The 11,028-nt window shown below is 42.2% G+C and carries 10 protein-coding genes and 2 pseudogenes; 11 read left to right on the forward strand and 1 reads right to left on the reverse strand.

Annotation, left to right across the window (positions count from 1 at the left end):
- Positions 1-600: 600 nt before the first annotated feature.
- Positions 601-906: pseudogene (locus tag EJP82_RS27310) on the forward strand (TGS domain-containing protein); the annotation flags it as partial.
- Between the two features lie 92 nt (positions 907-998).
- Here EJP82_RS27310 and EJP82_RS27315 read toward each other — a convergent pair.
- Positions 999-1,784 carry a helix-turn-helix domain-containing protein gene (locus tag EJP82_RS27315; protein ID WP_127195235.1) on the reverse strand — a complete coding sequence of 262 codons (786 nt, stop codon included), beginning with the start codon at positions 1,782-1,784 and terminating at the stop codon, positions 999-1,001.
- 236 nt (positions 1,785-2,020) lie between these two features.
- Here EJP82_RS27315 and EJP82_RS27320 point away from each other — a divergent pair, with 236 nt between their 5' ends.
- From EJP82_RS27320 to EJP82_RS27365, 10 genes and pseudogenes are all read left to right on the forward strand, one after another.
- Positions 2,021-2,920 (forward strand): nucleoside hydrolase, encoded by a 900-nt coding sequence (locus tag EJP82_RS27320; protein ID WP_127195236.1) that lies wholly within the window; start codon positions 2,021-2,023, stop codon positions 2,918-2,920.
- An 82-nt stretch (positions 2,921-3,002) separates the two neighbouring features.
- Positions 3,003-4,016, forward strand: coding sequence for a LacI family DNA-binding transcriptional regulator (locus EJP82_RS27325; RefSeq protein ID WP_127195237.1), 1,014 nt, complete (start codon positions 3,003-3,005; stop codon positions 4,014-4,016).
- Positions 4,013-4,936, forward strand: coding sequence for a ribokinase (rbsK, locus tag EJP82_RS27330; RefSeq protein WP_127195238.1), 924 nt, complete (start codon positions 4,013-4,015; stop codon positions 4,934-4,936). The genes EJP82_RS27325 and rbsK overlap by 4 nt, the downstream gene beginning before the upstream one ends.
- Positions 4,937-5,032: 96 nt before the next feature.
- Entirely contained in the window at positions 5,033-6,394 is a 1,362-nt protein-coding gene (locus EJP82_RS27335; protein ID WP_127195239.1) for an extracellular solute-binding protein, read from the forward strand.
- A 76-nt stretch (positions 6,395-6,470) separates the two neighbouring features.
- Complete coding sequence (locus EJP82_RS27340; protein WP_127195240.1) at positions 6,471-7,370, forward strand: carbohydrate ABC transporter permease; 900 nt, start codon at positions 6,471-6,473, stop codon at positions 7,368-7,370.
- A 26-nt stretch (positions 7,371-7,396) separates the two neighbouring features.
- Positions 7,397-8,242 carry a carbohydrate ABC transporter permease gene (locus EJP82_RS27345; protein WP_127195241.1) on the forward strand — a complete coding sequence of 282 codons (846 nt, stop codon included), beginning with the start codon at positions 7,397-7,399 and terminating at the stop codon, positions 8,240-8,242.
- A 13-nt stretch (positions 8,243-8,255) separates the two neighbouring features.
- A complete protein-coding gene (locus tag EJP82_RS27350) occupies positions 8,256-9,524 on the forward strand; it encodes a Gfo/Idh/MocA family protein (protein WP_342773701.1) in 1,269 nt (422 codons plus the stop codon).
- A gap of 212 nt (positions 9,525-9,736) precedes the next feature.
- The gene (locus tag EJP82_RS27355; protein ID WP_127195242.1) at positions 9,737-10,180 is read left to right on the forward strand and encodes a hypothetical protein; all 444 of its coding nucleotides are present in this window, start codon (positions 9,737-9,739) and stop codon (positions 10,178-10,180) included.
- Between the two features lie 42 nt (positions 10,181-10,222).
- Positions 10,223-10,577, forward strand: a pseudogene (locus EJP82_RS27360) (response regulator).
- 66 nt (positions 10,578-10,643) lie between these two features.
- Positions 10,644-11,028: LysR family transcriptional regulator (locus EJP82_RS27365; RefSeq protein ID WP_148125763.1), on the forward strand; the 385-nt coding region annotated here is incomplete at its 3' end.

The raw sequence follows: 11,028 nt of genomic DNA on the forward strand, positions 1-11,028 counted from the left end.
ATGAAGTCATCAATGTTGGCTGGATAAGTCGTAAGAATATAGCGCTCTCCAAACTTGCCCTAGCGTATGTTGAAGCACTACAACAGGCGATAGATGAGTAATTATTTATTAGCTATAGTCTTTAGCTATATCTGGATAAAGTTTATTGGAGTTACGATATAACTGGAAACCTGTGGTATCTCTCTTGTAACGAAATTATGAATATATACAAGAAGAAGATAACCACATGAGCAACCTGATTGATTTTGTTCTATTAAATATATTTGGCACTGATCAAACACATGAGCTCCTACACGAACTGTCCAGAGAGAGAAGTTAAGCTGAAAGCATCTCAAGTTATCGGTTGAGAAATTACCCCTTTGTAGCCGTGCCGTTGAACCCGTTGATTACTTGATCACGGCTGTATGCGGCACCGTCTTATCCCCAATATCGGATACCAATGAGGTCCTTACATCTGTATACTTTGGTTATGAACCATAGAATGACATGCTGCAGGTCGAATTATGGTGGAACACGAGCTAAACGCACTCGTCCCTTTCTGGGAGAGATGCGTTTTTTTGCGTTCAGGTTTAACAAATTTGAGGAATGGAGGCTAAAATCATGGAGATCAAGATAACATTACCAGACGGATCAATCAGAGAGCTACTTCAAGGAACGATAATTTCGGAAGCAGCAGGTGCCATTAGCACCATGCTTAAGAAAAATGCAATTGCCGGAAAAATTGATGGCAAATCTGTTGACCTTAATCAACCGATCGAACATGATAGCCATCTCGAAATTGTTACGATTGACAGCAAAGATGGTTTGGAGATCCATAGGCACAGTACAGCTCATGTTATGGCTCAAGCCATCAAACGTATATATGGACAGAAGACAGTAAAGCTCGGAATTGGACCGGTAATCGAGGGTTTGGGATAACCCCTCTGCAATCCGAAAAGAGAAAGTATCTAAATTGAAACAGGGTCGGTCATAATTGACCGACCCCTTTATTATATCCCTCAATCCTCCGCAAACACTGGCTTCGCCGGCAGAGAGGAAGGGTTCTCCCGAAACTCCTTAGGCATTATCCCCGTACATTTCTTAAATATCGAACTGAATTGTGAAGGTGTGGCAAACCCACATTCAACGGCTATTGCAGAGATTTTCATGCGAGTACAGGATAATAATTCAATAGAACGCTCGATCCGTTTCATCATAATATAGTTCATTGGTGAGAGGCCTGTTCTTTCTTTGAAAGCGTGGCGAAAGCGATCAAAGCTGTAGCCGGAAAGCTCAGCTAAATGCTGAAGTTGAACGGATTGGGTATAGTTCTCTTTGAGGAAATTTATGGCGTAAATAATACGGTCTTCTCTTTCTGAATTTCCGGAATGAATCTGTGGTATACGACAAACCTCTATCATTAATTGTCCCCCAATCAGGTTTAACTGTAGGGAGTGGAAGCTACGCTTCTCTAGAAACTCTTTACGCATCGTTTGTAATAGTGACCAGATCTGCCCCTGATCCCCATCCGTATAAACTCCGTTGGACAAGGCTATTGGAATATCATCATATTCAAATCCAATAAAGAATACTTCGGTATCTTCATCATGCTTCTCGTCATGTGGGGTGTTTGGGCGAATGATTGCAAAGGTGTTAGGCTGATATTCGTAACGTTTTCCACCGATGTGAGTATGACCTGACCCTCGTTTGTAATAGACAAGTTCAAAACAACCGTGCTTGTGTATGTCAGGTGACGCCGCCATAGAAAGATAATAAAATTGCAGGAAATTAAGGCTGAAGTTCATACCAATCCATTCCTCTCACAGAATTTCGGGTGCGATAGAGGTTTTACTTTAAATTAATTAAATGGAAACATCCGTACTATGATAGTTGATAGCCGATCCGTTATAGTCTTTCAATTGATATAAATATAGAATGAATTCAAGGGTAATATCAATTAAAACTTATTGAAAAGAGAAAAAGAGACCATTTTCGAGAGATTGTAAAGCATGAGCGGTAGGATGAGGAGGGTGAGAAAGAATTGAATAAAGTCATAATCGATACGGATATCGGTGGCGATATCGACGATGTATTAGCCATTGCATTAGCCATTCGTTCTCCTGAAATCCAAATCGAAGGAATTACGACGGTAGGAATCCAATCTGATCGAAGAGCGAAAATTGCTAGCGGATTACTTCAAGTGAATAACTTGGGACATATTCCGATTGCAGCGGGAGCGTCTATACCCCTCTGCGGTAAATGGAATTACGAAGAATATCCGAATCAATACGGAGAAGAAATGAAGGATTTACCCTATCACTCTGATCTCGACGGAGCCGATCTGATGATTCGAGCAGTTAATGAATCCCCAGGAGAAATTACACTTATTGCGATAGGCGCCATGACCAACCTGGCCATAGCGATTACCCGTTCCCCCGAGTTCTGCAGTAAGGTAAAGGAAATCATCCTGATGGGTGGGGAGTACAACAGTCACTACAGGGAATGCAATATTGTGAGTGATCCAGAAGCAGCAGATATTGTATTCAGATCTGGGATTCCCATAACAGCAGCGGGCTTGGAGGTTTGTCTAAGTTTAATCAGCGATACAGATGCTACGATTGATACCTTGATCGGAACTGGAACAGAACAGTCGCAATTTCTTGCTAAGCTTGTGAAGCGGTGGAAAGCGGTAGGACTCAATCGTCCAATTATTATGTTCGATGCCATTCCTTTTGGTATTCTCATCAAAAGAAGCATGGTAAGTACCGAGAACAAGCTTGTACATGTGGAAACAAAGGGAGATCATACCAGAGGAATGACCTACTGTATGAAGCCACATTTCGGAGAGGTGCCCCAGTACGAACCAAATATACAGGTGTGTATAGAAGTTAACCATGAGGCATTGATGGAACTGTTTGCTGAAAGAACACTTCAATCCTAAAATAGCCAAATCGTGATATTTAGTTCCATATTTTACGAGTAATGTGTAACCGTTTACACATAGGAAGATCAGAGGTTCTGATATGCCGACGATTCGAGATGTAAGCAAACTAGCAGGAGTATCCATCGCTACTGTCTCAAGAGTAATCAATAATAGTGGATACGTGAAGCAGGAAACAGAGAAGACTATTCTTCATGCGATGAAGGTACTAAAGTATGAGCCGGATCCCATTGCTCGCAGCTTAGCCGGTAAGAGCACCCGAATGATCGCATTGGTTGTGCCGGATATTCTTAACCCTTTCTTTCCAGAAATAGCGAAGGCCGTGGAGAATGAAGCAAGTCGACTTGGATATACACTCATCTTATGCAACACGGACAATAGCTTGGAGAAAGAAGAGAGTTATTTTCGAGTATTTGAACAAAAGCGGATTGATGGAGTTATCCTGGCCTCATACACCTTTGATGCTTCCCAGATCAAAAAATGGCAAAGGAAGATGCCCATTGTTGTCATCGACAACAGGTTTCCCGAGCATCCAACAATCGTATCAATCATCTCCCATAATCGGTCGGGAGCACATCTAGCGGTTAATCATTTAATAGAGCAAGGTTGTCAGAAAATTGCTCACATCTGTGGTCCAATGGACGTTTATTCCGCTAAGGAACGTTATAAGGGCTATGAAGACATTTGCGAAAGTCAGGAGTGGTTCACTCCCGATTTGGTCGTTCAGGGCAACTTTCAAATAAAGGAATCCTATCAGGCGACACTACAGCTGATGAATAGACATCAAGACGTGGATGGGATTTTTGCGGGAAATGATATTATGGCAGTTGGCGCTCTTAAAGGACTTTTGGAACTTAATATAGGGGTTCCTAGCGAGGTTAAGCTAGTAGGATTTGATGGAATATCCATTCCACTCGTCGTTCCTGAACTGACTACCGTTTCACAGCCGATTGGAGAAATGGGAGCCCTAGCGATGTTTCGGTTGGTCGACCTTATGAATAATCGCCCGCTTGAAAGTAATGTACAAGTTCTTAACGTGGATTTGATGATTAAAGATTCTTCAACTACAAGAGCTTCAAAGGAGTTTATGAAATGAAAAAAAGAAAAATCTTTGTGGTTGGCAGTTTAAACATGGACATTGTCGTGTCCACGGATCGCTTGCCAAAAAGAGGTGAGACCCTTACCGGTCAATCTGTTCACTATATTCCAGGTGGAAAAGGAGCAAATCAAGCCGTCTGCTGTGCCAAGCTTGGAGCTGACTCGACGATCTTTGGTATGGTAGGGAACGATTGGTTTGGCACAAAGGTACTTGATTCACTACACACAAATGGCGTGGACACCTCTTACATTCAAATCCATAAAAGCACCCCCACTGGGGTTGCATCCATCACACATATGAAGGAAGACAATACCATTGTTGTTGTACCTGGAACGAATGGTTTGCTTACAGAGACCGAATTACAGGAATTTGAAGTGGTGATCGGAGAAAATGACATTCTGCTTACCCAACTAGAGATCCCACTTCAGACTGTCTCTGCCGCTCTTCGCATTGCGAAGCACAAAGGAGCCGTCACTATTTTGAATCCAGCTCCCTACATGTCATTACCTGACGAATTACTGAAATATGTTGATTATTTGACCCCTAATGAAACTGAGTTTGAACAAATGATAGGGACAACCACTTTCGATGAGGGCAGTCTGCGGCCAGCGATTCAGGAGTGGCAGAACCTGCATCACCATTCCACTATGATTATTGTAACGCGGGGTAAACAGGGCTGCTCATACTTACTAAACGATAATGTGGTAACGGTTACACCTCCTAATGTTGATGTTATCGACACGGTGGGAGCTGGGGATGCCTTTAATGGTGGCCTGGCGTATGGATTAGCATCCGACTGGGATATTTCCAGGTGCATTGATTTCGCGGTAAAAGTCTCTGCCACTGCCGTCACCCGGTTTGGCGCCCAGGATGGAATGCCAACACAGGATGATGTGCTTCAGATAACCGCTAAATGAGCAGGTAGACACACAATTGAACTAGATTATACCCAGTGGTATTACGTTTCATTATTCACATAGATAAGAACTTTTAATTAAAAGGAGGCGTTATCGATGTTTAAACGGTTTATGAAATTATCACTTCTCATGGTTCTAGTGTTCAGCGTGCTTGCGGGATGTGCCGGCAAAACAAAGGAACAAGAAGAAAATGGAGCAGCAGTTGAAGAGACAAATAAAAAAGAAGAAAAAGTAACACTCAAGGTGGCATTCTTTCAAGGCGGGTATGGAGATGCATGGTTCAAATGGCTGAAGCAGGAGTTTGAGCGTGAAAATCAAAACGTTACGATTGAATTGGAAGGTAATCCAAAGATGAATGAAATCATTCAACCACGGATTGAAGCCAATACGAATGTTCCCGATATCGTGTTTGTCGATGAATCTTTAATGCGTAAATGGGGACCTGCAGGGAAACTTGTTGACTTAAGTGATCTGTATGAAACTGAAAAAACGGATGGGAAGACCGTTGCAGCAACGATTACAGAATCAACAAATACGGCGATGGACGTCTTTGGTAAGAAATACGGCATACCACTGGCACAATTGTCTCAAGGTGTAATTTATAACGTGAAGATGTTTGAGGAAAACGGATGGGAGTATCCGAATTCTTGGGAAGAAATGGAGTTACTTGCTGAAGCTATTAAGGCAAAAGGAATTGCACCATTAACCTATCCAGGTCAATACCCTTACTATCTGTTCCCATTTGGACATGCTGCGTATCTGCAATATGGTGGAACGGAGTTTATTGAGAAAATCACAAATCCAACGGAAGCTGACATCCCTGGTGTGTTTGAAGATCCGGCATTCCATCGTACCTTTACCTTATTGGATCAAATGTTTAAAGACGATTGGATCATGAAGGGTACGCTGGCGTTGAACCATACCGAATCACAAATGGAATTCCTACGTGGGAAAGCTGCTATGATCTTTAATGGAGCTTGGTTGGAAAACGAGATGAAAGATTCTATTCCTGATGGATTTGTGATGAAAATGATGCCTTTCCCTGCAGCGAAAGATGCAATTGTTAATGAACCCGTTATCGAATCTATAACCTCAGGTTTTGGGGGCATTCCAAGCGAATCGAAAAATATCGAAGTTGCGAAGAAATTTCTCTTATTCTCTTCTACGGATGAAGCTAACCGTCAGTTTACGGAATTAACGGGTTCGTCTAGAGCATTTATCTACCCTGTTGATGGCTTGAATGTTAGTGATTTTACGAAGAGCGCTATGGAAGCTACGAATAAATATAAAACAGTATCGCTAGTATTCTCTCCTGAAGCAATTAGCGATAGCCCGGGTCTAGATGCTTTTGGAGCCATTGCATCAAGAAGCAAAACGGTAGAGGAAGTTATTCAAGCAAATGTGACAGCAGCTCCTGACAAATGGAAAGAAAACCAGAAGTTAATTAACAGCAAGTAGGCGATAGGAAGATCTGAGGCTGTTAGTCTTCAGATCTTCCTCACCTTATCCTGACACATGAAAGGATTCTTGGCATATGAAATTTAAGGTGACGAAGAGAGGTCTGTTTATTACGGTCATGCTGGCATGGCCGCTCATTCATTATCTTGTGTTTGGACTGTTCCTACAAATTCAAACGTTGCTGTATTCCTTTAAGAATTGGAATCCCTACACGGGCAAACAAACTTGGGTTGGATTTGACAACTATATTTCCGCTTTCAAGAGCATGGCGAATGACGGCGTATGGACCTCTGCAATTAAGAACAGTCTGTTGTTTATTCCGATTAACATGCTCAGCATCATTTTGTCACTGTTGGTAGCCTTGGTGCTGTACCGAAAAATTCCTTTTGCCCGTTTCTATCGAATTGTCTACTTCTTTCCTTCCATCATTTCCATCGTTGTCGTGACCATGGTATTTTCATTTGCACTCAATCCAACACAAGGCATCGTAAATGGAATGTTTGATCTACTGGGGCTCGAGGAGTGGAAACGTGCTTGGCTTGGCGATACGCAGACGGCATTAATCTCAGTTTTTGTTTTCTGCATATGGGCGGGGATTGGATGGAACAACGTTATCCTAACCGGGGCTCTACAACGTATTCCTACAGATTATTTTGAAGTAGGAAAGCTTGATGGTATTACCTTCTGGAACGAATTCCGCTATATTGTATTGCCCATTTCATGGTCGACTATCTCGACACTCATTATTCTGGGCACAAGCGGTGCTTTCACCATTTTCCTACAGCCGATGCTGTTAACAAATGGCGGTCCGTTCAACTCTTCTACAACCGTTGCATTGGAAATGTATCGGCTTGTTGTGGAGAAGAATTCCTATGGACTAGCTGCTGCCTACGGCATGATCTTTGCCCTCATCGGGTTTGTCGTGGTTTGGACGGTCAAATGGTTGACAGAGCGCTTTGAAACAGTCGAGATTTAAACAACGATGGAAAGGGGGATGTTGCTTTGATCAAAGAGCGGAGAAGTATTGGTAACAAAGTATGGATGATTGTTTTGCAAATATTGTTTATGGGGTATGCCCTTAGCTTAATCTATCCGTTTATCTGGATGTTCATCAATTCATTGAAAAGCAACGCGGAGTTTTTTCAGGACATTTGGTCTTTGCCAGAGAATTGGCTTTGGGGTAATTACGTTGAGGCATGGTCGGCTGCTCATATAGGCAAATACTTTTTCAACAGTGTTTGGATGACGGCAATCGGAACCTTTACTTCGGTTATGTTTGCTGCAATGCCGGCTTATGTGTTGGCAAAATACAAATTCAAGGGTTCAAGTATTATATATGGTCTAGCGATTATTGGTTTTTTGATTCCGACTATTGGAACTTTTGGGCCGTGGTATTTGCTAATGCAAAATCTAAACTTATTTAATCCGCTTGGCGTTATGCTTGGTTATGCCGGGGGGATCGGCTTTAATATGATCATTTTGTATTCGTTTTTCAAAGGTATCAGTTGGGAGTATGCGGAAGCTGCCTTCATGGACGGTGCGGGGCACTTTCGGGTGTTTGCCCAAATCATGATGCCTTTGGCTAGGGGCGGTGTTGTAGCGGTATGCACTTTTGCCGTTATTGGAATCTGGAATGATTACTTTCAGCCCTTTATACTCCTACAGAATAGTAGTCAATATACGATCGCAGTAGGCTTGGCTAATCTGGTGGAAATCCAGAAGTATAGTGCCGATTATACCGTTTTGTTCGCTGCGATGTGGATCGCCGTTCTTCCTGTATTGGTTATGTATCTAATTTTGCAAGAAAAGTTGATTTCCGGTTTTACAATGGGTGGCATTAAAGGATAACATAGTGGAGGATATGATGAAAAAACTAACGGTAGCTCTATTAGGTGCGGGGGAACGAGGACAAGTCTATGCTAACTATGCCCTATCTCATCCAGAAGAAATGAAAATTACCGCTGTTGCTGAGATCGATCCGTTGAAACGGAAGTTGTTCATGGAAAAGCATAGTATTGACGAAGCGAGGGGCTTTGCAGATGCCGATGAATTGCTTAAGCAGTTGCGGCTTGCAGATGCCGTATTCATCTGTACTCAGGATAAAGATCACTATGTACAGACGATGAGGGCCCTTGATCTAGGTTATCATGTGTTATTAGAAAAACCTATGTCTCCAGATTCGAGAGAATGCGTGGAAATGGAAGAGAAGGCTAATCGACTCGGCAATGTATTCTCCATCTGTCATGTACTGCGATATACACCTTTTTTTACAAAGATCAAAGAGATTGTGCAGTCTGGTCAGATCGGAAAACTCATGACCGTTCAACATAATGAATATGTTGGCTATTGGCATCAGGCACATAGCTTTGTGAGGGGAAATTGGGGGAATTCGGCGGTATCCAGTCCCATGATTCTAGCTAAGGCTTGTCATGATATGGATATTTTGCAGTGGATCATTGAATCACCCTGTACCTATATTTCTTCCTTTGGAACTCTTTCTTATTATAAACCGGAAAATGCGCCGACTGGTGCACCAACCAGATGCCTGGATGGATGTCCGGTGGCACATACTTGCGAGTATTATGCACCTAAGCACTACTTAACCGAAAACGTAGGATGGCCTACCTCCTCGATAAGTGTCGATTTAAGTTATGAGGGAAGATGGCAAGCACTTAGGGAAGGCCCCTATGGTAGATGTGTCTTCCATTGCGATAACGATGTGGTGGACCATCAGGTCGTAAGCCTCGAGTTCGAGAATGAAGTTACAGCTGTCTTTACGATGACAGCATTTGCCCGCGATGGCGGGAGATTCATTCATCTGACAGGTACAAAGGGCGAGATTCGGGGCGCCATGGAATTAAACGAGATCGTGGTGAAACACTTTGATACAGGAGCGGAGGAAAAAATATTACTTCGTTCTCTGGGTGGTCATGTCGGTCATGGCGGTGGAGACTGGGTTCTTGTACGTGATTTTATTCATCTCGTAAATAGCAATGGGCAGGAAAAAGGTCTTTCTTCGGCAGAAGATTCACTGCGTAGCCATCTTCTGGCTTTTGCGGCAGAAGAATCAAGAAGGAAACATGGAACGATTGATATGCGGAAGTATGTGCAAGCCATTACAAATTCTTGAGTCCTTATGATTTAATCTATTTTGCGAACCCCCCCTTTACCGCATTTCCGGTTAGGGGGTGTTTTTATTCGTGAGTTCCATAACTTTTCCAAATATCGGGTATGGAAAATTATAACTGCTATTGGGAGGAATCATGAACAGGAAGAATAGATTAGGGATTTATATTTTTATATTAATGATGACCTTCTCTTTAACAGGATGTTCGACAACAAATGATGGAACTAAGGAAGAACTCTCTACGAAAGAGAATAATAGAGGAACAGTCATTTTGGGTAGATATGAATAGCTGGGGGAAAGTGAGATTTGTTTCGGGTTATTTTATGAAAAATAAAATACCTAAACTACATTTTTACATCGTAAGCTCAAACTTGGTTGTTTTAGATACATTGCCAGACAGCTATTCTAACAACCACGAGCTTGAAAGTATTCAAGCTGTAAGTTTCAAAGACATAAATGGCGATGGAGAAAAAGACATCACAATCATAGGAAACTATAATACGTGGGATGCCTCGAATACAATTGCAAGTGTTACTACAATAGCTTCGGTTTATTTTTATTCATGGGAGTCTTTTACTCAACTGCCTTGGTATAACGAGAACGGTTTGATGAAATTCGAGAGAAACTGCATAGAGAGAAATAAGAAAGTTAATATCTAGCAGATCAGAAACCGAAGGTTTATCAGAGATGGGTTCAAATAAATGAAGGCCAAAATTATGATCATTGATGATACAGAATTTATGAGACGAGTGCTCAGGAACATTCTTGTATCTAGTGGCTATGAGGTAGTTGCAGAAGGAAGCGATGGCGCAGAAGCCGTCCATTTGTATAGGATTGAGAGACCTGATTTGGTGACGCTGGACATAACTATGCCTGAAATGGTCGGCGCTCATGGAGATCAGGCAGCTAGACCCGAAGGCGAAAGTAGTTATGTGCTCTGCCATGGGGCAGAAGAAAATAGTCTTTGATGCCATTATGGCTGGAGCGAAAGAGTTTATTGTAAAGACATTTAATGAAGAGAGGGTCGCTGAAACGATCCATAAAGCATTAGAATGATAACGATATTAAAAGAAATATATTATATAATGAGACTAATAATCGACACAGAGAGGATTGAATCAAATGACTCTTCAACAATTGAAATATGTGATTGAGGTGGCGAGCCGTGGTTCGATCAACGAAGCTGCAAAGCGATTATTTATTTCTCAGCCCAGCCTCTCAAATGCAATAAGAGACCTAGAAGAAGATCTACATATTACTATTTTTGAGCGTACGAATAAAGGGATCTCATTGTCAGTGGAAGGGGCAGAATTTCTTAGCTATGCTCGGCAGGTGGTCGAACAAGCAGAACTGCTGGAGGGGCGTTATATGAATGCCAAACCTTCTCCACAGCACTTTTCGGTTTCTACTCATCATTACGCCTTTGCGGTTAACGCATTTGTGAATCTAGTACGTGAATATGGCCAAGATGAGTATGAATTAGCGCTTCACGAGACAAAAACCTACG

The organism is Paenibacillus anaericanus, from assembly GCF_003994475.1.
Classification (GTDB): domain Bacteria; phylum Bacillota; class Bacilli; order Paenibacillales; family Paenibacillaceae; genus Fontibacillus; species Fontibacillus anaericanus.

What these genes read in the sequence shown, in the direction of transcription:
- EJP82_RS27315 (WP_127195235.1), bottom strand. Translation starts at nt 1,784, where the DNA reads ATGAACTTCAGCCTTAATTTCCTGCAATTTTATTATCTTTCTATGGCG.
- EJP82_RS27325 (WP_127195237.1), top strand. Translation starts at nt 3,003, where the DNA reads ATGCCGACGATTCGAGATGTAAGCAAACTAGCAGGAGTATCCATCGCT.
- rbsK (WP_127195238.1), top strand. Translation starts at nt 4,013, where the DNA reads ATGAAAAAAAGAAAAATCTTTGTGGTTGGCAGTTTAAACATGGACATT.
- EJP82_RS27335 (WP_127195239.1), top strand. Translation starts at nt 5,033, where the DNA reads ATGTTTAAACGGTTTATGAAATTATCACTTCTCATGGTTCTAGTGTTC.
- EJP82_RS27340 (WP_127195240.1), top strand. Translation starts at nt 6,471, where the DNA reads ATGAAATTTAAGGTGACGAAGAGAGGTCTGTTTATTACGGTCATGCTG.
- EJP82_RS27350 (WP_342773701.1), top strand. Translation starts at nt 8,256, where the DNA reads ATGATGAAAAAACTAACGGTAGCTCTATTAGGTGCGGGGGAACGAGGA.
- EJP82_RS27355 (WP_127195242.1), top strand. Translation starts at nt 9,737, where the DNA reads ATGATGGAACTAAGGAAGAACTCTCTACGAAAGAGAATAATAGAGGAA.